Annotated in this window: 14 protein-coding genes and 1 pseudogene; 5 read left to right on the forward strand and 10 right to left on the reverse strand. The window is 35.4% G+C overall.

Going from position 1 to position 22,301, the window contains the following annotated elements; translation table 11 throughout:
* Position 1: 1 nt before the first annotated feature.
* The 5 genes from ABYT26_RS11385 to ABYT26_RS11405 form a co-directional block, all read right to left on the reverse strand.
* A complete protein-coding gene (locus ABYT26_RS11385; RefSeq protein WP_372753953.1) occupies positions 2–4,579 on the reverse strand; it encodes a translocation/assembly module TamB domain-containing protein in 4,578 nt (1,525 codons plus the stop codon).
* A 21-nt stretch (positions 4,580–4,600) separates the two neighbouring features.
* The gene (locus ABYT26_RS11390) at positions 4,601–6,418 is read right to left on the reverse strand and encodes an outer membrane protein assembly factor (RefSeq protein WP_372753955.1); all 1,818 of its coding nucleotides are present in this window, start codon (positions 6,416–6,418) and stop codon (positions 4,601–4,603) included.
* A 91-nt stretch (positions 6,419–6,509) separates the two neighbouring features.
* Complete coding sequence (locus tag ABYT26_RS11395; RefSeq protein WP_372753957.1) at positions 6,510–6,992, reverse strand: CIA30 family protein; 483 nt, start codon at positions 6,990–6,992, stop codon at positions 6,510–6,512.
* A gap of 145 nt (positions 6,993–7,137) precedes the next feature.
* Positions 7,138–8,613 carry a potassium/proton antiporter gene (locus ABYT26_RS11400; RefSeq protein WP_372753959.1) on the reverse strand — a complete coding sequence of 492 codons (1,476 nt, stop codon included), beginning with the start codon at positions 8,611–8,613 and terminating at the stop codon, positions 7,138–7,140.
* Positions 8,614–8,841: 228 nt separating this feature from the next.
* Entirely contained in the window at positions 8,842–9,291 is a 450-nt protein-coding gene (locus tag ABYT26_RS11405; RefSeq protein ID WP_372753961.1) for a KTSC domain-containing protein, read from the reverse strand.
* Between the two features lie 313 nt (positions 9,292–9,604).
* On the opposite strand from ABYT26_RS11405, the gene ABYT26_RS11410 reads away from it, so the two are divergent.
* Positions 9,605–9,940, forward strand: a complete 336-nt coding sequence (locus tag ABYT26_RS11410; RefSeq protein ID WP_372753977.1) for a sensor histidine kinase — start codon at positions 9,605–9,607, stop codon at positions 9,938–9,940.
* A 28-nt stretch (positions 9,941–9,968) separates the two neighbouring features.
* Here ABYT26_RS11410 and ABYT26_RS11415 read toward each other — a convergent pair whose 3' ends face one another.
* On the reverse strand, positions 9,969–10,883 hold the full coding sequence (locus tag ABYT26_RS11415; RefSeq protein WP_372753962.1) for a LysR family transcriptional regulator: 915 nt from the start codon (positions 10,881–10,883) through the stop codon (positions 9,969–9,971).
* An 82-nt stretch (positions 10,884–10,965) separates the two neighbouring features.
* On the opposite strand from ABYT26_RS11415, the gene hutH reads away from it, so the two are divergent.
* Positions 10,966–12,456 carry a histidine ammonia-lyase gene (gene hutH, locus ABYT26_RS11420; RefSeq protein WP_372753964.1) on the forward strand — a complete coding sequence of 497 codons (1,491 nt, stop codon included), beginning with the start codon at positions 10,966–10,968 and terminating at the stop codon, positions 12,454–12,456.
* Between the two features lie 13 nt (positions 12,457–12,469).
* Positions 12,470–14,470 carry a urocanate hydratase gene (locus tag ABYT26_RS11425; protein WP_372753966.1) on the forward strand — a complete coding sequence of 667 codons (2,001 nt, stop codon included), beginning with the start codon at positions 12,470–12,472 and terminating at the stop codon, positions 14,468–14,470.
* Between the two features lie 148 nt (positions 14,471–14,618).
* Here ABYT26_RS11425 and ABYT26_RS11430 read toward each other — a convergent pair whose 3' ends face one another.
* The 3 genes and pseudogenes from ABYT26_RS11430 to ABYT26_RS11440 all read right to left on the reverse strand — a co-directional run.
* Positions 14,619–14,942: a hypothetical protein gene (locus ABYT26_RS11430; RefSeq protein ID WP_372753968.1), complete on the reverse strand. Its 324-nt coding sequence runs from the start codon at positions 14,940–14,942 to the stop codon at positions 14,619–14,621.
* 268 nt (positions 14,943–15,210) lie between these two features.
* Complete coding sequence (locus ABYT26_RS11435; protein WP_372753970.1) at positions 15,211–16,824, reverse strand: ATP-binding protein; 1,614 nt, start codon at positions 16,822–16,824, stop codon at positions 15,211–15,213.
* 414 nt (positions 16,825–17,238) lie between these two features.
* Positions 17,239–17,442: pseudogene (locus tag ABYT26_RS11440) on the reverse strand (hypothetical protein); the annotation flags it as partial.
* Positions 17,443–17,628: 186 nt separating this feature from the next.
* On the opposite strand from ABYT26_RS11440, the gene ABYT26_RS11445 reads away from it, so the two are divergent.
* Positions 17,629–18,786 carry a helix-turn-helix domain-containing protein gene (locus tag ABYT26_RS11445; RefSeq protein ID WP_372753972.1) on the forward strand — a complete coding sequence of 386 codons (1,158 nt, stop codon included), beginning with the start codon at positions 17,629–17,631 and terminating at the stop codon, positions 18,784–18,786.
* Between the two features lie 133 nt (positions 18,787–18,919).
* Positions 18,920–20,155 (forward strand): DUF1566 domain-containing protein, encoded by a 1,236-nt coding sequence (locus ABYT26_RS11450; protein WP_372753974.1) that lies wholly within the window; start codon positions 18,920–18,922, stop codon positions 20,153–20,155.
* A 411-nt stretch (positions 20,156–20,566) separates the two neighbouring features.
* Here ABYT26_RS11450 and ABYT26_RS11455 read toward each other — a convergent pair whose 3' ends face one another.
* The gene (locus ABYT26_RS11455; protein ID WP_372753976.1) at positions 20,567–21,814 is read right to left on the reverse strand and encodes a DUF1566 domain-containing protein; all 1,248 of its coding nucleotides are present in this window, start codon (positions 21,812–21,814) and stop codon (positions 20,567–20,569) included.
* Positions 21,815–22,301: the final 487 nt, after the last annotated feature.

Here is a 22,301-nt window from a genome sequence, read left to right on the forward strand (position 1 = left end):
ATTACTTCCAACTCCACTTGAGAATAAAATCAAATCCAGAATTGGAACTCTGATTGGTAGCTTGTAGAAATAGAGACCGGTAAAATTGATATTCCATTAAAATTTTTTCTGGTTCCACAACTTTGTCTTTTCTGTCGATGGCAAAGCTTCTTTCGTAGTTCAGATACAAATTATTTGTGATGTATTTGCCAACCGATACATTGCCTTGCGACCATCCATCTTCGCCCGAAATTTCAATTACATCAAGTCCTAATGATGATTGTAGGGCATCCTTCATAAGGTTGGAAAATTGACCAATGGCAAAATCTTTTGCGAGATCGAGATTGCTATTTTTTATGGATGTATTTTCCCGAGTATTGAGCTGGTTGGTGCTTTTGTTAAAGATAAGATAGGATATAGCATCCTTTTCTTCAATAGATTCATCATCAAGGGTAAACGCAACCTCGGGTTTAGAAATTCGCCCTGTAACATTTCCATTGAGTGTTCGGAGTTCATTATCCGAATCTCGGAAGCTGTAGGCAATTTTGAAATTAACAATGGGATTTAAAGTGGATCCACCGGTTAAGGTAATTTCGCCTTCTTCAAATTCGAGTTTTCGCCCGTATATTTTGTAAAATCCTCTTTTTATATTCAATGAACCCAAAATATCGATCTCATCGCTTTCTTTTATAAGTTTCAGGTTACCAGCTAATTCGAAATTCATATTCTTCCCTTTTACCCAAGTATTTCTTGGGATTTCGATATCGAAATGACCTTTTAACTTTTTGAAAATATCGGGTGTGAATTTCTTACTACTATCCTGTTTTACTTCGTATTTTTTTGTTGCTTTTTCAACTTTTTTTTGGGCACTTACCAATAGGGGTTGATTCGTATCGTCATAATATCTATCGATTTCTTTCAGAAATAGGTCAGTGTTCAGGGTGGAGTTTATGATAGTAACTTTTCCACTGAATGAGGCTTTTTGTGGCGAACTATTTACACTCAGGTTGGTATTGAGAACTGTTTTTAGCATATCAGAGTCGAAGGCCTTAAAATTTTGCCCTTTTAGTTCCATCTGAATACTTTTGAAGTCTCCATCAGCTAAAGATTCAAGCTCTCCAGCTCCCTTCATTTGTAAATAACCCTTGCCAGCTTTAAGGTAAAGGCTGTCGAGGTAGATGTGTTTTTGATCGAGCTTGCTGTGCAATTCGATGTTTTTGTAATCCACTCCTAGCTTTTGATAACGAATAGCTCCTTTGCTAAAATCAAGTTTTCCTTTTAAGTATGGATTGTTAATGGTGTTATCGATATTGATTTGTGCACTTAGCAAGCCTTTGGCTACAATCTCTATTGGCATAAAGCGATTGAGTTTGTTTACATCCAACTGCTTGATGCTAACAATGGCATGAATGGGTTGATCTTCTTTTGGAAGATAAAGTTTTTCGGTAAAAGAAAATTGCAAAGGAAGTTCAAGTTCTGCATTTACTAATTGTGATTCGTAATCATTAAGATAGGTTTCGAAACGCAGTTGATTCCTAGCATAGTTAAAGTTTGAATGAAATTTTCGGAATTTTAGGCTGTCAATTTCAGGTTCGTTAATGTCAATATAGCATTGAATATGGGGCAGATTGGCTGAGCCGGAGATGTCGATATTTGCACTGAGTTGACCGGAAAATTGATAAGGTAGCAATTGAAGATCTGAAATATTTGTCAGATTTATGTTTTCAATATCAACTTGCAGGTCTTCTAATCCTCGAAAGGCAAACATTCCATTGGCTTTCAGCTTGCTTTTTTTTGAATTGATCTCTATTTGGTGGAATTCAATAGAATCTTGCCAAAACCGAATGTAGTTAGATTTGTTAGCTTCTGTCCAAATATCATTGTGGAGATTCAAATGAATATCAGGAAAGGAAATGATAGGATTTTGATCGAAAATGATTTTTGATGTAATGTTAGCTTCTAGTGAATCGCTGGCGAAAAAGCGGAAAGAATTGTTGGCTTCTTGCTGATCGAAAGTGCTGGTAAATTGTATGTCTTTTATCTGAAAATCTTGAATTTTAGACTCCTTAGCCATAAGCTGAAAAGAACCAGAATAATTTGTGTTTACAAATTGGATATTGCCATCGGCTTTTATTTGGTCGATTTTTATTGAATCCATTTCCAGATGGTTGATTTCTATTGAGGAGAAGATTTGAAGAGAATCGGCTGGACCTTTCATTTCTGCATCTATATGAGCATTAAGTTGCAGCTTGTCCATCCCTAAAGCTGAATTGAACTGGTGAATATCGGTTGTTTTTACTTGAAATTTTACAGCGTTGTTTTTTGTCCAATTACCATGCCCCGTTAAATCGGCAACTGCGAAAGGACTTTCTAAATGGAATCCTTCTATTTGGTAATTTCCTTTTTTGTAATTGATTTCTGCTTGTAAAGTCTTCATGGGAAGTCCAAAAATAGATGACTCGTTGGATTTAATCTGTAAACTTGTTTCCATTGATTCAGCATCTATTCCTTTTCCTTTTGCGAGAATTTCTAGGTTGAGATCAGAATGGAGTTTTTCATTTTCAGTAATCCTATAAAAATCAATATTTTCGACACTAGTTTCAAGTTCATAGCTCGGAGTTGAAAACAGGTGTTGAATGTTGAATTTGCTTTTTAGCTTCCCGAAAATCCCCGAAGAGGCGATTTGACCAGTAATTGTTTCCTGTTTTTTTTCTGCATTCACGTCTACATCCGTAAAGTAGAACTTCTGATAAGCAGCATAGTCTGCACTGACCTTCGTTTTTAGTGAAAGATGATGAAAAAGTGGATTTGTAGCACTATCACTTGCGATGGAGTCGAGGCCTGTTACTAAATCATTCCACGAAAAGTGAGACTGGATTTTGGCTTGTAAGTTTCTTATTTCGAGCGAATCGATTTGAGCATTTGCAATGTTTATTTTGCTATTAAAATCAAGCGCTTGAGAAGGACCAGATAGTTTGGCTGTAATATCTCCGTTACAAACTGCAGGTTTCGTTCCTAATGCAATAAGTACTTTGTTTATATTGTTGGTTTTCAGATTTGCTTGTAGAAGGTTGCTTTCGTTAAAGTTGCCTTTCCCAGTAATCTGAGCTTTTAAATAGGGCGCTTCAAAAATAATCTGATTTATTTGATATTCTTTTTTATGGAGAAAAAGATTGGCATTTAGTTTTGTGAGTGGCTGATTGAATAATGTTGATTTTTGGGATTGTAAGTTGATTTTTGATTGCAGTTCTCCCAGAGTGAATCCTTGTCCAATGGCTTGTAAATCAAAGTTCAAGTTTGATTTTAAATTTTTATTCGCACTTAGTTTACTCAAATCAAGTTTTCTGATGTTAAGTTCAGCCTTGTAATTGGCCAATTCAGAAATTTGATCCATATGAATTTTTGAATTCAGGTTTCCAAAAATGGTGTTTGCTTTTATTGTTGCTTCAACTTGGTTCCCATTTTTGTCAACACCCAGTGTGAAATCATCAACTGTATATTTATTGTATTTTAAATCAGTAAAGTTTGCGCGGGCTTGAAGGGTATTGTTCTCGAAATTGAGACCTTCTCCACTTAGTTCTAATGTTCCTTTAATATTTGATTGTAATGCTGCTTGATGTGTCCAGTATTCACCGTTCAGGCTATCTGTCTTCAAAATAAAATGAAAGTTGGCTAAGTTACTATTGTTGGTAATTTCGCCTAAAATAGTGAGAATTTGGTGGCCTTGTTGAAGCGTAAGATCGATTTGACTGCTTTCGTTTTTTTTAACAACATCTAGATTTATGTCTGCACTACCATGGATAAATGGCAGCCATGCATGGATATCCTCGAAAGAGAAAGGGGTGGCGTGAAAGTGAATCTCGGAATTTTCCAGCTGATTTAAAGGAAGTGTGCCATTGGAAGCAATGACTGATTTTGGCAGCTGAAGTTGCAAGTTTGACCAATTAAAAACAGAATCCACAAGATTTGTTTCCACTTGAAAATGGTTGAGGTGAAAGGTTGGTTTTTCTGTTTCCAATTTAAATTGATGAAGCTTAAATCCTTTTCGATTTAATGTTTGTAAGAATTGAAAAGCAGCATCGAATTTTACATTGTGAGGAATAAGATTGCTGGTGTCTTTGCTCTCTATGGTCGTTTCGAATTTATTGATTCGAACATCAGCCAATTCAATTTTCCATGAAAATGGCTGGGAATTAGTTTCTGTATTGGTATTTTCATTTGCGGGAATTAGTTTTTGTAAATTCCATAACTCATCTTCTTGTTTTAAAAATAGATTGGTTTCACTCACCTTTAAATGGGTAATTTCGACTTTTTTTTGAAATATTTTCCAAATATTGTATTGGATTTCAAGTTCCTGAATAGCAACTAAATTTTGCTTGTTCTGGGTAATTTGTAGCTTATTGATTTGTAGATGAGAAAGAGGATTTCCTTCGATATTTCCGATGTTAAGTTCTGCATTTAGTTGTTGGTTGGCTGCTCTACAGATGGTTTGTGAAATCCAATTGTTGAAAGATCCGCTGGATAGGAGCAAAATAAAAATGGTTAGGAAAAGTAATATTCCTAAGCCTGTTGTACCTGCTATTTTAAAGAATCGCTTCATTTTTCTGCTCTTAGATTTACATTAAAACGCTTGACCAATGGTAATAAAAAATTGGGTTCTAAATTGACCATCGAAAACAGGACTTGCCACATCTAAGCGAATGGGTCCTACTGGAGTTTGAATTCGCAAGCCCAAACCAGCATCGTATTTTAGGTCGTTTAGTTTCAATTTCCAAGAACTGTACCATTCATTTCCAAAATCTACAAAGGCGGTTGCCGAAAATATGCCAAATAAAGGAAAACGGAGTTCACTGCTGGCTTCGAACATGCTGTTTCCACCCAACTGACTTCCCGAATCGTCGGTAGGTGAGATGTTGTTTCTTCCCCATCCTCGCAAGGATAATGCCCCACCCATTAAAAATCGATCTTCAATTGGCGTTGCCAAATCACCCTGTGTTGGTTTCATAATTCCACCTTTTAATTTGTTAGCAAAAACGATTTTTTTGCCCATAGGATGAAAATAGTTTAGCTCGGAGATTATTTTGTAGTAGTGATATTCAGAATTTAAGCCTATTCCCATATAGGTTAAACTGCCCTCGTATTTCCATCCTTTTGTAGGCGAAAATAGGTTGTTTGTAGTATTTAAATTGTAACCGAGTGTAATTCCTGATTTATTGGTGTTCAGTTCGTCTTCTTCATCGGTGGTTAAACTGGAATCTTCAGTCAAATCAACTTTGTCTTTTCCAAAAGTGTAGGTTATAGACGTTGATGATTTTTTTGTTAGTTGTTTTTGTAAGGTAAGTGCGGTACCCAATCGGTCTACTTCATAACTATCCTCTCGTTCGCGTGAAAAATAGGGGTTTACAATGAGATCTAGATTTTTTCCCCATACATCAGGTTGTATGAATTTACTTTCAATGTCGATTGGTGTGAAGTAGGACCGTTCTCCTTTGATTAGTAAAGTTCGTCCTCCACCCAAAAAATTAATCCGTTTCAGTAGTATGGATGTTCTAATTTTATCTTCGCTTCCATAACCAGCACCAACTTTTAACGACCATCGAGGAAGTTCTTTTACTTGAATGGAGATGGGAATGGGATCGTGAAGAGCACTGTCCATTACTGCGCGTATAATCACGTATTTAAATAAACCCATATCGAACAAACTTTCTTGTGTTTTTTCCAATTTAGCCTGCGAAAATGCATTGCCTTTTTTTAGGTCAATATGTTTTAGGATGTACGATTTGTCGATTAAAGAGTCACCACTTAGCAGTATGGCACCGAAGTGGCTTTTATTTCCCAGACTGATGCTGAACGTAATGTCTGCGAGCTTTTCTTTTTCATTCAGTTTAATGCTTTTTTCTACCTGAACGAAAGGATATCCTTTTTGACTGAATTTTTCATGAAGTAAATTTTCTGTAAAAAGGACTTTTTCATCTTGAAATGGCATGCCTTCTTTAATGGAGATACTTGTTTGTAAGGAGTCTAAAAAACTTACAAGTGCTGAATTGTTATTTAATTGGTAATTTATATCTCCATATAAAATTGGTATTCCTTTGCGGACTTTAATTTGAATAGCAAGTTTTTTGTTTTTTTTATTGGGTAGCAGTTCGTAAGCAATAGCTGCATCTAAAAAACCATTTTGCTGATAGTATTTTTTCAATTTAAGAAGGTCTTCTTCGAATGTGAAACTTGAGAATCGTGCCGTTTTTTTCCAGAAACTTAGTTTTCCGGTGAAGGGTCTGGCTTTGGTGCTCATCTGTTTTAATAAAACGTCTTTTTGCAGACTATCTATTCCAGTAAAGCTAATTTTAGTTACAATCGCATTTTCTTGTGCAGATGAATTCAGAAGAACTCCTGTTAAAATTACAATTCCCAGAAAAAAACTTCGAATTTGCTGCATATTCTATATTCGGCTTATTTTTAAGAATAAAGATATAGAATTTACAAGCAAAATATGTAGACAATAAATAATTACCTGTGCCTTTTTAAAATTATTTTAAGACAATGCTTTTGATTTCCAATTGAAAGCTTTCTGCTTTTTGATTTCCAATAAGCAATGCAATTTCCTGCAGAACTTTAGCAGGATAGTTTGGCTTATCTAGTGTTTGTCCACGAAAAGTGGGAACCAATTGTGATAGAAAAATTTCAATAAGTTGCCATTCGCCATTCGTTTCAAAATAACTTACATAAGAATGAGCATCTGACGCGTTGGATTTGACACGGAATTGGTATCTTTTACCATCACCTTTAAGTTTTAAAACTATCTTGCTAAACTGATGGATAGATGTTTGTTCAAAAGGATGTTTTGACATGGAAAAACCGCCATTGTTTTCAAGAGATACAAAGCCTTTAAATATGGCGTTACCTTCCTTATTTAGGTAAAAATCAGAATTGGATTTTCCTCCCATAATCACATCATTAACGATGAACCAATCGGATATATTTGTAGACGAGTTGAATTCGACAAGAGTCATTGTGTTAGGCTTTATCAATAACAGAATTAGTATAAGTTGTGCAATCATATTAGTAAAACAACTGGATTGTAAAAATGTTTTTTTCAATGTGTTTTACCTTTTTTTGCTGCTTGAAAGTTTTTATGGTTTAGTAATGGCTGCCATTTTAATTTGGTTTAATTTCTAAGCTATCCAATACATTGTTTAAGACCTCTTTATTTTCGGATAAAACAACAAGAATATCTTTGTTTTTAATTACCGTAGATCCATTGGGAGTGAGGTATTTGTTATCTCGTTTTATCATGGCAATGATTGCATTTGGAGGAAAAGCTAGTTCAACAATTTTCTTCTCAATTGCAGGACTGTTTGCTTCTATTTTGAGTTCTTTCATAGTGGTTTTGGGATATTCGCTTAGCAGGGTATCATGTGTGGTTAGTAATTTTGAGCTTTCGGGAAGCGCAAGCTTAAGCCATTTTGCAACCAGAGAAAGTGTTGTTCCCTGAATTAAAATGGAGCTAAAGGAAATGAAAAATACAATGTTGAAGATCATATTTGCTTTCTCAATTCCTGCTAACAAAGCATAGGTTGCAAACACAATAGGCACAGCTCCTCGCAATCCAACCCATGAAATGTAGAGTCGTTTTCGTAATTTCATTTTAAAAAGTGCCAGGCTTAGAAATACACCTATTGGCCTTGCAAGGAAAATTAGGAATAGGGAGATGAGTAAGCCTAATCCTACAACCGACCAGGTAAATAATTGCGACGGGAATACTAGTAATCCAAGGGTTAGGAACAGAATAATCTGCATCAACCAGGCCATTCCATCGAACATTTTTAGAATGGTCTTTTTATGGATCAAGTCCTGATTTCCTAAATAAACAGCACAAATATAGATAGCCAAAAATCCGTTTCCGCCTATAAATTCGGTAAATGAAAAGGTAATGAGCATTAAGGATATGACTAAAACGGGATAGAGTCCTTCAAAATCTAGTTTTATTTTATTGATGATCAGTTTGCTGAGCCATCCAAAACCAAAACCTAAAAGTCCACCAACAATCATTTGTGTAAAAAACAAAGGAATTAAGGAATAGATACTTTGATCCTGATTGACAACTAGGGAAAGAAACGCGATGGTAAGCACGTAAGCCATAGGGTCATTACTTCCGCTTTCTAATTCCAGAGTCGGTCTGAGATTCAATTTGAGGGATAGATTTTTTGCCCGGAGAATAGAAAATACAGCTGCTGCATCGGTTGAAGATACAATGGAGCCTAATAGTAAACTTTCGTAGATCGTGAAATCGGTGATGAGCCAAACAAAAGTTCCTAAACTTAAGGCAGTGAGCAATACGCCCAGAGTAGACAAGCTTAATCCAACTTTCAAAACTGGTTTTACTTGTTTCCAATCAGTATCAAGACCTCCCGAAAAAAGAATGAAATTTAGGGATACAATGCCAATAAATTTTGCAATTCTTGGATTGTTAAAAAATATGCCTCCAAAACCATCAGAGCCAGCCATCATGCCAATAGCCAAAAAAAGGATTAAAGTTGGAATACCAAATTTATAGGATGTTTTACCAGCTATAAGACTAATAAATAATAGTATAGATCCAATGAGCAGGATGTTGTCGATGGTCAAATTCATGTTGAAAATTTTAGATGTTTAAATTACACAGAAATTTTAGTTCATAGGGTATTGAATTCGTTTTTCAAGAAAAAAATGCGACAAAAAGGACTCAGATCGGAATTATTTTTCTGGGGAGGCGAAAGGAAAAAATAGAGGTTTAACTTCTTATTTTTTAGTAAGGTGTTGGGGGGAATAAGAACAATATCACACCCGAAGTAGTTTGGGTATGATATTGAAAATATTGTTTTAGGCTGCTACAGCATCCTTTTTTGATTTACGGTACAAGTAGGAATTGAAAATACTTCTTTTGGCAAATCGGTATTGCTTATCTGAATTGATGAATTTGTTGAACACCGTTCTTGGTACACCAAAATATTCATAAGTAGTTCCATCTAAGAAAGAAATTTCGAGCAACAAGCCTTTGTGCTTGTAATCAACAATGGCCGATTCATTTGTTGTTTTTTGGTATTCATCTTTATTTGCTTCGATGGTTTCAGGAGCAATACTAACTAAAAAATGATAAGCGTCAATAATCTCACGACTTTTGATTTCAGCTTCTGCAAATTTTTCATCATCTGATTGAAATTTGTCAGGATGCCACTCTTTTACCAGATTACGATAAGTCGATTTTAATTTTTTTAGATCAGTGTCCTGATCTACATTAAATAATTTTTTGTACGCATTTACTCGCTTCATAGCTATTTCTCTCTAAATTTCCTGATGGATAATTACTTACTGCAGGAAGACTGCCATTGCTTCCAATATTTTTTAGCAGCGACAAAGCTATACATTTTACTCATACTATCGAGCTGTATTTTGTGTTTTCTTATTAACAATTGAATCTGTTTGATTATTGGCTTGTTAGAAGGTAGTGTACTGTATTATTTACATGTTTAAATGAACAAAAGTGTTGATAAATTAAAGCACGTTTAGATTGCGATTTATTTTCTTCTTTTAAATTATTTATAAAAAAATCTAGTGATTTATTTACGTTGATATTGATATAAATATATTCAGGACGATACTCCGAAATTTAATTTCTAATGCTATCAAATTCACAAAAATAAATGGAGAAATAAGTATTAATGTTGAACTGAAGGAAACAAAATTAATTGTTTCAGTAAAAGATAATGGTATAGGAATGAGCTTAAAAAAACAGAAAGAATTGTTTGACCTAAATAAAGGGATAAGTACTTTAGGTACAGAAAATGAAAAAGGTACTGGTTTGGGTTTAATTTTGTGCAATGAATTAGTAAAAAAGCATGGAGGGAAAATTTGGGTGGAAAGTATAAAAGATGTTGGTACCACATTTAAATTCGAAATTCCCTTGAAAATTGAAGATTAAAAGAGTGCTACTTTTTATAATGCGTGATTTAAAATAAATTGTGATTCGTATCGATTACTAATGTAGTAATCACTTTCAAAAAGTTTCCTAAAATAGGATTGGTATTTAAACTGTTCCAAACGAGCTTTAATGTAGTTCGTTGAGGAATTTTAAGCAGTTCTATAAATTTTACATTCATGTTGTATCCTTGTTGTAATGAGGTGGGAACAATAGAAATTCCAAAATTATTTTCTACTAGCCTGAAAATAGAACTCGCATTTACTGTATTATGAGAAATGAGAGGAGAGAATCCACTTTCATCAAATATTTGCATCATTTTTTCATAATAAGATTCGCTGTACGAAGAGTCGAAGAATATGAAAGATTCATCTTTTAATTGTGACAAGTTTTTAAAGTTTTCCTCATTTATTGGATGATCTTTAGGTAGAACCAATGAGAAAGTATCTTCAAAAACAGATTGAATTTTTAAACCTCTAGGGACCCGTTCCATTCTAACAAATCCCAAATCGATCTCCTGATTTAATAAAGCTTGGATTTGCTTGTTGTTATCCATTTCTTTTAAACTGAACAGTACATTTGGATGGTGCTTTTTAAATTCCAACATTAAATTAGGAATTACATCCTGCATAGCCGATCCAACGTAAGCTAAATTTAAATTTCCATTTAAGCCATCGTTTAGTAATTTGGCATGATTTACAATTTCATTCAAGCGATTAAAAGTGCTATTTAGTTCTTTCTGAAGATAAAGACCAGCTGTGCTTAACTGTACTTTTCGATTGTGACGTTCAAACAGTTTAATACCCAAAAATTCTTCCATTTGTTTAATCTGCCTGCTTAAGCCTGGTTGCGAAATGTACAACCTTTCGGCAGCTTTACCAAAGTGTAAATCTTCTGCTAATGCAAGAAAATATCGGTAATGTCGAAACTCTATTTGATTACTCACAGTTATTATTTGATGGTTATTTTGATCTTGTTAGTTATCAAAAATACAAATAACTTTGATCAAAATTAAATCTACCAGAACTATGTTTAAATATGGAATAGATCACCTAACGGTTGAGAAAACAATTCAGATAGCTCGAGGAGAGCTAAAAGCAGGTTTAAGTCCAGAGGCAATTAGCAAAGTGAAAGAATGTAGAGCTAAGGTTGAAAAGATGGCTGCGTCTGCAAAGGCCGTTTATGGAATCAATACGGGATTTGGTCCTTTATGCGATACTCAAATTTCTCCAGAAGAGACAAGTAAGCTTCAAGAGAATTTGTTGATTTCTCATGCTGTAGGGGTAGGAAATCCCATTGAAAAAGAATTGTCGAAAATAATGATGATTTGCAAGGTCCAAGCTTTATCGCAAGGGTTCTCGGGCGTTCGTTTAGATATTATTGAACGTATTCTGTTTTTTATAGATAATGATTTGTTGCCTGTTGTTCCCGAACAAGGTTCAGTAGGAGCATCGGGCGATTTGGCTCCATTGTCGCATTTATTTTTGCCTATTTTAGGAGAAGGTGAATTTTGGATAGGGAAAGAAATTGTTCCAGCAAAAGAAGTGTTAGCAAAGCATGGATTAGCTGCTATTCGATTGGAAGCAAAAGAAGGTTTGGCTTTGAATAATGGCACTCAGTTTATTCTAGCTCATACCATTCTTGGTTTATACAAAATGGAATATCTTCTTGATTTAGCAGATGTTGCAGGGGCAATGAGTTTGGAAGGTTTTCAGGGAAGTGCAGCTCCTTTTAAAAAGGAATTGCACGCCATTCGTCCGTTCAAAGGAAATATGAAAGTTGCGGAGCGAATGCGTATGCTTTTGCAAAATTCGGAAAATTTAGCGGGTCATATTAATTGTGGACGGGTTCAGGATCCTTACTCATTGCGTTGTATTCCTCAGGTACATGGGGCTTCGAGAAATGCCTATTATCATTTAAATGAGTTGGCTGAAATCGAAATGAATTCGGTAACCGATAATCCTATCGTGTTAAGCGACACAGAAGCTATTTCAGGTGGTAATTTTCACGGACAACCTTTGGCAATGGCCTTGGATTATTGCTCGATTGCCGCATCGGAATTGGGTAATATTTCAGATCGAAGATGTTACTTGTTACTGGAAGGGAAATTTGGATTGCCTCGTTTGCTGACTGCCAGTGGAGGGTTGAATTCAGGATTTATGATCCCTCAGTATGCTACCGCAGCTTTGGTCACAGAGAATAAATCGCTATGTTTTCCACCTTCGGCAGATAGTGTACCTACCTCTTTAGGACAAGAGGATCATGTTTCCATGGGAAGTATTTCCGGACGTAAATTCAATCAGATTTTAGGAAATCTTGAAAAAATATTGGCCATTGAATTGATGTACGGTGCTCAGGCATTAGAGTTTAGAAGTCCAAATCATGTTTCTGATATCATGGAAAAGAATTTTAATATTATCAGAAGTAAGGTTGATAAATTAGAAGATGACCGTGTGTTGAAAGATGATATTTATGCGATGATCAATTTTGTAAAGACCAGAGCTTTTATTGTGAAATAGTAAAGAAATAGCTATGACATTCCAAGAACAAATATTGCAAGGAATTCCATCTGAATTACCTGCAAAAAAAGAATATCCAAAGGATGCCAATAGGGCACCGAAACGAAAAGATATATTAAGTGTTGAGGAAAAGCAATTGGCAATTCGTAATGCCTTGCGATACTTTCCAAAAGCATGGCATAGAGAATTAGCAGCTGAATTTGCACAAGAATTATTGGATTTTGGTCGCATTTACATGTATCGCTTCAAGCCTGATTACGAGATGTATGCCCGACCTATTCAGGAATATCCTGCAAAGTCGCTTCAAGCGGCAGGTATCATGCTTATGATGCAGAACAACTTGAATCCAGCTGTGGCTCAGCATCCCGAAGAGCTGATTACGTATGGTGGAAATGGTGCGGTTTTTCAAAACTGGGCGCAGTATCTGTTAACAATGCAGTATTTGGCTACCATGACTGATGAGCAGACTTTAAACATGTATTCAGGTCATCCTATGGGTTTGTTTCCATCGTCGAAAGATGCACCTAGAGTTGTGGTGACCAACGGAATGGTGGTGTCAAATTATTCCAAGCCCGACGATTGGGAGAAATTTAATGCTCTGGGTGTATCGCAGTACGGACAAATGACTGCGGGTTCGTTTATGTACATTGGTCCGCAGGGAATTGTGCACGGAACTACCATTACCGTGATGAATGCTTTTCGTAAAATCCTGAAAAAAGAGGAAACGCCTGCAGGAAAGATTTTCTTAACTGCCGGATTGGGCGGAATGAGTGGGGCACAACCAAAAGCAGGAAATATTGCAGGTTGCATAACCATTGCTGCTGAGGTGAATCGTAAAGCGGCTACTAAGCGTTACCAACAGAATTGGGTTGATGTACTAATCGATTCGATGGATGAATTGATTGCTCGTGTGAAAAAGGCTCAGGAGAATAATGAGGTTGTTTCCATTGCTTTTATTGGAAATGTAGTGGATGTGTGGGAGCGTTTCGATGAGGAGAATATTTTCATACACATTGGTTCCGATCAAACTTCCTTGCACATTCCTTGGACGGGAGGATATTATCCCGTTGATACTTCTTATGAGGAGGCTAACAGAATGATTCGCGAAGAGCCAGAAACTTTTAAGAAAAAAGTGCAGGCAAGTTTGCGTCGTCATGGGGCAGCAATAAATAAGCACACTGCAAAAGGAACTTATTTCTTCGATTATGGAAATGCCTTCCTGTTAGAAGCTTCTCGCGCTGGTGCGGATGTTATGGCTGAAAATGGAATCGATTTTAAATACAAATCATATGTTCAGGATATTGTGGGACCCATGTGTTTCGATTACGGATTTGGTCCTTTCCGTTGGGTTTGTGCTTCGGGAAAACCGGAAGATTTAGACCAAACCGATGAAATTGCGATGCGAGTTTTGAAGGAAATAATGGAGAGTTCTCCCGATGAAATTCAGTTGCAAATGCAGGATAATATTACCTGGATAAAAAATGCCAAAAAGAATAAAATGGTAGTGGGTTCTCAGGCTCGTATCCTATATGCCGATGCTGAAGGACGTGCGAAAATAGCCGAAGCATTCAATCAAGCCATTGCCGAAGGAAAAATTGGACCCGTAGTGTTAGGCCGCGATCATCATGATGTGAGTGGAACTGATTCACCTTACCGCGAAACTTCGAACATTTACGATGGTAGTAAGTTTACTGCTGATATGGCCATTCAGAATGTGATTGGCGATAGTTTTAGAGGTGCTACCTGGGTATCCATACACAATGGTGGTGGCGTAGGTTGGGGAGAGGTAATCAATGGTGGATTTGGCATGTTACTCGATGGAACACCAGAAGCCGACACCCGTTTGAAAAGCATGCTATTTTACGATGTGAACAACGGAATTGCCAGACGTAGTTGGGCCAGAAACAAGGGTGCTATTTTTGCTCTTAAACGAGAAATGGAACGCAGACCCGATTTAAAGGTAAGCGTGCCAAATCTGGTTGAGGATCATTTACTAAACGGACTTTTTGAGTAGCAATTCTCTTACCACAAAAATCCTTTTGTTTAAAAATATCGCTTTTTTAATAGTTATGAGCTTACCGGATGTGATCTTTGCCTTTTGGCATGATATTTCGGTGAGCTCATTTTTAGTACTCAGCTATCCTGACTTTGTGAACAAGTGCTTATTTCTTCAAGATTCTATCAGCAACTAACTTCGCATCTTGGCAATATTTGTCATTTCCTTCTAATTTCCATTCTCCAGTTTTGTCAATGTAAAACCTAACTGTTTTCTCGACAACTTCGGAATACCCACCATAGGATGCTAACATTTCGTTCACTTCATTCATATAGTCACCAAGGCTCACTTCATTAGCTTTAACAAGATCCCAACGCTTATTAATTCGTTTCGATTTCTCTTTGCACATAGGATCTATTGTTTTGTAGGCCATTAAGTAAAGAGAAAGTGCTTTTGCTTCTGGTGATGGCTTTATGTTATCTTTTTTCATGTTTTGTGTATAATTAACTGATTGTGTGTTAGCTTCGGTAAGAGTAGTTGCTTTTTGCAGTTGCAAAATTAGTCTTTTTTAAAAGATAAAAGCCGTATTGCTTATTAATTCTCAGTAAAAAGAAAATGGAGTATTCTTTGCCTTTTAATTTTTGGTAACTATTTTGAGCTATCAGAAATCGGCTTACCTCGAGTTTGATTTTTTTTGTGCTTAGATTTTAAATCTCAGACGTTTGGCTATGACTCGATTTTACAGGATTCTAATGAGTTTAGTTTTTGGGCAAAGAAAAATAAAAGGTACTTCCAACATCGAGTTCACTTTCTACCCAAATTTTGCCTTTGTGTTTTGCAATAAAATCGTTACAAAGAATTAAGCCTAAACCTGTACCTCTCTCATTGTTTGTGCCCAGTGTTGAGTGAGAGTTATCAATTCGAAATAGATTTTCGAGCACATTATTTTCAATGCCAATGCCATTATCAACAACAGAAATTACATATTCGTTTTCTTTTTCGACGGTAGTAATATTTATAGCTCCTTTGTAAGGGGTAAATTTGATGGCGTTAGAAATAAGATTTCGTAATACCACTTCGATCATTTCTTTATCGGCATATAAGATGAAATTAATAGAGCTGTTTAAACTAATAGTAATTGATTTGTGTTCCGAGGCACTTTTTAATAATTCGGTAATTGATTTTATCATTGGAACCACATCAATATATTCGGGATTGAACTTTATTAAACCTGTTTGTACTCTCGACCATTCCATAAGGTTCGTTAAAAGGTCCATGGCATGTTGCGAAGAGGTATTTATAATCTCAGCATATTTTTCAATTCCTTCATAATTGTTGTTTTTAACTTGATCACTTAATACCTCACTAAAGCCCATAATGCCATTAAATGGACTTTTTAAATCGTGAGCAATAATGGAAAAAAATTTGTCTTTTGTAGAGTTTAGTTCTCTTAATGAAGCTTCACTATTCTTAAGTTTAAGCTCTGCTTGTTTTCTATTGGTGATGTCATTTATTACCGAAATAATACTCTGTTCATTATTTATACTGATGATTTCGGCTGTTACTAGTCCAGGAAATAATTCCCCCGATTTTTTACGAAATAGATATTCATCTTCTATCACAATTCTATTGGATAGCAAATCGGAGATGAATTTTAGACGATCGCTATTATGCTCCCATATGCCCAAATCAATCGATTTTATACCAATTAATTCGTTGGGATGATAGCCAAAAATGGATTGGACATTTTTATTTACCTCGAAAATTTTTCCATCAGAAAATTTCGATAACATGATGACGAAGGGAGCTGCATGAAATGCTTTAGAAAACTTTTCCTCTTGAGCATTTACATCTATAACCAATTGCTTATTGTACATCAAAAAAATGCTATAAGTAAGAGATATGATAATGATTTCCCAAGTTAATATAAATAGAGATTCTATAGCTTCAGACTTGAAGTAGTCGGTTAACTTTTGGTTGTTTTGTAAAAGATAAATGATTCGAAAAAATTGAATAGTAAAAACGCCAACAAACACATAACCAACCGGATTAGTTATTTTTCGCATGGATGCAGGGGCCCGTTTTAACATTAAAAATGCAATTTGAAAACTAACCAGAACATAAGCGCAGGAGAGATTAATAATTCTGGCGTTTAAATTGGGTTCTACAAACGTGAAATACGAATGAACGAGAAGAAAAACAAGTAGTAGGATATGGTTTTGAAGCTGGTATCCTTTTTTCTTCACGAATTGCTCCAATCCAATTAGTAAAATAATGGTTGATGAAACAATTAGAGTGTTGGCTACTGGTATAGAAATCCAATCGGGGATAGCACTGCGTAAAAAAACCAAAATATTTCCCATTGCGCTCATGAAAAAGCTAAGTAGAATTAAAAAAGTTCCAGGATATCTATTTTTAATTTGAAAATATAGGGAGCCAATCAATATTAGATTTATTATGCAGGTAATAGTCAAACTAAGGTAAATGGTACGAATATCAATTGGAAACATAGGCATTCTTCATTGGTGGTTAATTATCATTGGTAGTAAAACAGCAATTAATCTACCATAGATTTTGGCACTGTTTTTTTCTAGTCTAAGTAAAGATTGTGAAATTTTATTAAATCATATCGCTTTTACGATACAAAAAACAGCGCATGGCAAGATAGTTTTGGTCTTTAATGGCTGTTTTCTGTTATTTTTTATTCGCATCGGTACGAAATAGAATTAAAAAAGATCTGAAAAAGTTACTTTTTCAGATCTTTAAGTGGTATTATTTTATTTTTGCTATTCAGCTTTAAATTTGGTGTATCCATAGTCGGCAGGCTCCCAAAAATTCTCTTTGTGAAATTTATGGGTACTTGAGGTTTGTTTACTTGGATTTTCCAATGCGTCAACTTCTCCTTCGTTCCACATATGAAAACCGTACCATTCTGCATTGTTTGCAGGTACAATTGTTGGTACCCAGCAAATAAATATTCCAAATTCAGCATCTTTGTACCATCATGGTATCTCGCAGGTTTTAAGTGATTCCCAATCGGCTTTGTATTTTGTTTTTTGCTTTACAATTACGATAGAAAGCATAAGAGAATTTACTCAGGTGAATAGTTTTAATTACTTTTGAAATCAATAAAAAAAGTTAATCTTAAAAATAATATTCAAAATCTATTCATTAAAATGGGTTATATATTTGCAAGTGCAGGATTGGTAACTAGTGTTTTTTACCTTCTCATAATTCTTTTTTCAAAGGAAAATCACACCAATAAATGGTTCTTAATTCTATTTATTGTTCTTTTAAATTTATCGCTTCTTCCTGTTCTATTTATACAATCCCCTTGGTTTTCTCCTTTATGGATCAATGCGAGTTTTGGATTGTTGTGGGGACCGGCCTTGTATTTTTATGTTGTTTCCTTACTCAGGAAGAAAATGAATTACAAATTCTTGCTTTTTCATTGTTTGCCTTTTCTGATCTACTATTCGCTTGCAGTTTTTTTTCATAGTGATGTATTACCAGGTCCGCCCGATAATATGGGGCCACATTCGCAGGGAGTGAATGACACTTCAAAAATTATTTTTTCAATTATTCAATCTATTTCTTTGTTCGGATATTCTGTTTATACGCTTATTATCCTCAATAAACACGAAAGAAATATTCAAGATCATTTTTCTTATAAGGACGTGTATCTAACTATTCGTTGGTCCTATGGCATTATTATTTCCTTTGTGTCTGCCTACTTGTGTGTAATGTTGGTCGAGCAGATCATTGGAAAACATTTGCATTTTCTCATTGGCGACATTCAAATGGTTTTAATTGCAAGTTTCGTTTATATTTTGGGTTATTTGGGAATCAGGCAACAGCCTGTTTATCTGAGTGTGATGGATGAATTGGACGATAGCGAAGTAGTAGAAAGTAATGCAAAGGAGGAGGATTCCTTTTGCAAAGAAAAATATGTAAGAAACAAATTAAGCGAGGATGTAAAAGAGGAATATAAATGCAAACTATTGGCTTTTATGGAAAAGGAAAAACCCTATTTGCAGACCAAACTCAGTATTGCTGATCTTTCTGATTCTTTAGAAATACCGAAACATTTTATCTCCCAAATTATTAATGATTCGTTAGGACAAACTTTTTATTCCTTCATTAATTCTTATCGGGTAAAGGAAGTTAAAAAGCGAATTCAAGACGATGAACAGGACAAATATACGCTTTTGGCGATCGCTTTCGATTCCGGTTTTAATTCAAAATCGGGTTTTAACAACAATTTTAAATTGGAAACAGGAATGACCCCTTTTGAATTTAGAGGAAAAATAAAAAACACTAAAACAGCCAGTTAGGAAAGTGAACTTGCAAGAGTAGACTCTTTTTTGTACTCAAATTATGCCCATCCTTACAAGAATGGGCGTTTTTTGTTTTTAGAAAATATACTTTTGATCCATACAATTTTTAAATCTAAAAAAGACGAAAACTATGAGTACAAAACAAAAAAGCATAATTAAAAAAGCATTGCTAATTCCATTTTATTGTTTTGCAATATTGTTATTTGGATGTAGCGATGATACTTCAGATGATGATATAACAGATGATGATACAGAAACAACTTCTGATTTAACGGTTAGCTTCTTTTTATCAGATACCGGACAAGATACTTTTTACGATGAGGAAGGAAATGAAATTTCTGAACCAGGTGAATCGGATGATTACTACGGAGAAGATGCTCAATATACAGGAACAGCATCCTCATTTCAGGATAATGGTGATGGTACGGTTACCGATTTAAACACAGGTTTAATGTGGCAGCAAACTCCCGATTTTGAACGTCATAATTATTACGATTCTTTCGACTATGTGGATGATTTGGAAATTGGTGGATATACCGACTGGAGACTTCCAACCATTAAAGAGTTATATTCTCTTATTAATTCGAATGGGTATTTAGACTCAGAAAGTACTTCTAATTCTCAACCTTATTTGTATGATGAATATTTCGATTTTGAGTACAGCGAGGGAATGTCTTATGCTGGACAATATTGGTCAAGTACTTTGTATACAAAAGGTCCCTTGCAAAATATCGCTATTGAAGGTGCTTTTGGGTACAATTTTGCTGATGGACATATTAAATGCTACGAAACAGGTTTGTACTTTGATGGTACTTCTGGGGTTGAAGATCCTGGTTGTTTTGTAAGAGCGGTGCGAGGAACCGAAGATGTATATGGAGTGAATGATTTTTCCAGCAATGGCGATGGAACTGTTACCGATAATGCAACCGGATTGATGTGGCAGCAAGAAGATGATGGAAATACTTACGATTGGAAAAGTGCTCTTGCTTACGCTGATGAAAGCGAACTTGCAGGTTATACCGATTGGAGAGTGCCTAATACAAAAGAATTGCAGAGTATTGTAGATTACGACAAAACAACCTGGCCAGCTATTGATGAAGATTATTTTTCTTGTACCGATGATGATAGTTGGTTCTGGACAAGTACAACTTTAGGAGATTTTCCTTATACTGCCACTTATTTGGCTTTTGGAAAAGCTTATAGCAAAGACAATAGCGATGCTACAGAATATTACGATTGGCATGGAGCAGGTGCTCAGCGTTCTGATCCTAAATATGGTGATTATTCAGATTGGGTAATGGAATCGGTAAATGCAGCAGATTCTATTCGTGTTCAAAACTATGTGCGAATAGTTCGGGATAAGTAAGTTGAAATTACTTAAGAAGTATTGAATTTTATAAACATCCAGAATCAATTCCTAAAGAAAAAGGAGTGATTCTGGATGTTATTTTTTTGTATTTTTATCTCGCAGATAGGATAACAAAATGTTTTTTAGGATGGAATATTGAGGATCCTTTTACCCTGCGGTATTCTAGGATTTACAGTCTGATAAGTGGCTGAAGAATATGGTTTTAACTATTATTGAGTGATTGTAATGCTTAAAAATTTAGAGAAGTTGGTGAATTTCTTCCTTGAAATTAGTTCCTAGATTTTTTATGCTTTATAAAATCCTTAATTTTAGGTGAAAATTCATCAAGTTAAGCCTAAGCGAAAAGCAAAATCCGCCAGAGAAATTTCCCCGACGGATTCATTGACTTGATTATAAAATTGTTTTATTCTATTTAATGTTTCGAACCAGTCGAACATAGTTGTAATATCTTTCTCCGCCTTCTCCGGCAGGACCATTCTTATGTTTTGTGTCGAAACGAACAGCACCAGCGCCGTGAAAGTCTACCCCTTCAGCATTTACAGCTCTTCCAAACGCCACATACCATGCATAGTAATATGGTTTTCCTTTGGTAAAATGAGCCGAAGTACTGGTCCAATAGTAAGGAAAATCGTCAACGCCAGCTTCGTTTGTTATGGATGCGCAATTAAATATTGGATCAATAGCGGCTCTGTTTTTTGTAGAATCTTGTGCTCCCGGAGCATACGAGTAATCTACAATTCCCTGAAGTTCCTTAACATTAGGTAAGCGCCAGTCGGAGTATCCTGCAAATTTTGAATTCTCAGCATAGTTTAAAGCATCTTCCCAGTTCAAACCTTCTTTGTTGTCATCCTTTGTCCACATCAGGGCACTTGCCTTGTCGCTGATTGTACCATTTTTATTATCGGTAAATTCGTTGATTCCGTATGCCTGACCTCGCACTGCACGCACATATTTTAATAGAGGATTGAAATGTTTTCCATTTTTTCCTCCTGGAGGAGGTGGAGCTGTTCCTTGTCCTTTTGTTCCCTGTGGCCCATTTGGTGGAGCTGGCATTTTACCATCTTTCATCGAAGGAGCTTCGCCCGCATAGGCTTTAATATGTCCAGTTACATGGTTAACTCCAAATGCAGCTGAATATCCACCCTCTTCAGTTGTTCCTACATAATTGTTGAGAGTCCAATATTGTTCCTGTTTCCCAATTTCTCCTGAAGCCAGTGAAAAATAGGTCGTATCTATATAAGGCCATCCTGAACTGAAATCGCTGATGGAATACAATTCTTTTGCACTGGGAGCTCGCCAATCGTCATAACTGGCCAGTTTCAAATCTTCGCAATATTCTACTGCATCTTTCCAGGAAAATCCTTCGGTGTATGGGATCTCTTGCCACATTAAACCCGTATTTTGGTCGGTAATGGTTCCATCTTCATTCTTGGTATAAGCCATCTTTTTACCTTTCAAATAGTCGGCATCTTGTCCATAACAGGAGTCTTTATCGTCTTCACGACTGATACTTTTTCCATCTTTGTCATATAAGACAGTTTGCCCAGTAGCAATTTGCACATAAGCTGATTCTGGTGTGAAAGTATTATCTTTTTTAATTTTTGATTCACACGAATAAAGCGACAGCAAGGCCGTTGCCATAAAAATGCAACTCACTATGTTTGTTTTAAAGTTTCTCATAATTCAATTTTCTGTTGTACTGTTCGAAATGCTATTTTTAATTCCTAATAATCAGATGTATATATTTTTGTTTACTAGCTGATTTGTTAAGCATACTACTAATATATATGGTGTATGTATTCAGGGAAAGTTTTTTCGACGATTGGAAATATTGTATCGATAAAATATTTAAAATATACAATCAGATCTTTTTGTTTTTAATTCGAAAAACAAAATTCTGTAAGAACAGGAAGAATAGTAAAAACTTGTATTTGTGGACAGGTTTTGAGTAAAGTTCTTTTGTAAATATGTGTTTTATTGTTGAAAAATAGGATAGATAGCTTTTTTGCCAAGTCATATCGGAGTTTCTACTTTAGGCTCATTTGCAAAATGGATTTAAAATTTCTTGGACTGGTTTTGTGAATTTTAAGTGTTGTACAATTATTAAATTGCATAAAAGAAGTCAGTTCTTTGGAAAGAGCCA

The sequence above is a fragment of the Labilibaculum sp. genome, assembly GCF_041595635.1.
In the GTDB taxonomy this organism is placed as follows: Bacteria; Bacteroidota; Bacteroidia; order Bacteroidales; family Marinifilaceae; genus Labilibaculum.

Bases quoted from the DNA above. Each gene is read 5' to 3' on its own strand.
- ABYT26_RS11385 (WP_372753953.1), bottom strand. From the start codon at position 4,579: ATGAAGCGATTCTTTAAAATAGCAGGTACAACAGGCTTAGGAATATTA.
- ABYT26_RS11390 (WP_372753955.1), bottom strand. From the start codon at position 6,418: ATGCAGCAAATTCGAAGTTTTTTTCTGGGAATTGTAATTTTAACAGGA.
- ABYT26_RS11395 (WP_372753957.1), bottom strand. From the start codon at position 6,992: ATGACTCTTGTCGAATTCAACTCGTCTACAAATATATCCGATTGGTTC.
- ABYT26_RS11400 (WP_372753959.1), bottom strand. From the start codon at position 8,613: ATGAATTTGACCATCGACAACATCCTGCTCATTGGATCTATACTATTA.
- ABYT26_RS11405 (WP_372753961.1), bottom strand. From the start codon at position 9,291: ATGAAGCGAGTAAATGCGTACAAAAAATTATTTAATGTAGATCAGGAC.
- hutH (WP_372753964.1), top strand. From the start codon at position 10,966: ATGTTTAAATATGGAATAGATCACCTAACGGTTGAGAAAACAATTCAG.
- ABYT26_RS11425 (WP_372753966.1), top strand. From the start codon at position 12,470: ATGACATTCCAAGAACAAATATTGCAAGGAATTCCATCTGAATTACCT.
- ABYT26_RS11430 (WP_372753968.1), bottom strand. From the start codon at position 14,942: ATGAAAAAAGATAACATAAAGCCATCACCAGAAGCAAAAGCACTTTCT.
- ABYT26_RS11435 (WP_372753970.1), bottom strand. From the start codon at position 16,824: ATGAGCGCAATGGGAAATATTTTGGTTTTTTTACGCAGTGCTATCCCC.
- ABYT26_RS11445 (WP_372753972.1), top strand. From the start codon at position 17,629: ATGGGTTATATATTTGCAAGTGCAGGATTGGTAACTAGTGTTTTTTAC.
- ABYT26_RS11450 (WP_372753974.1), top strand. From the start codon at position 18,920: ATGAGTACAAAACAAAAAAGCATAATTAAAAAAGCATTGCTAATTCCA.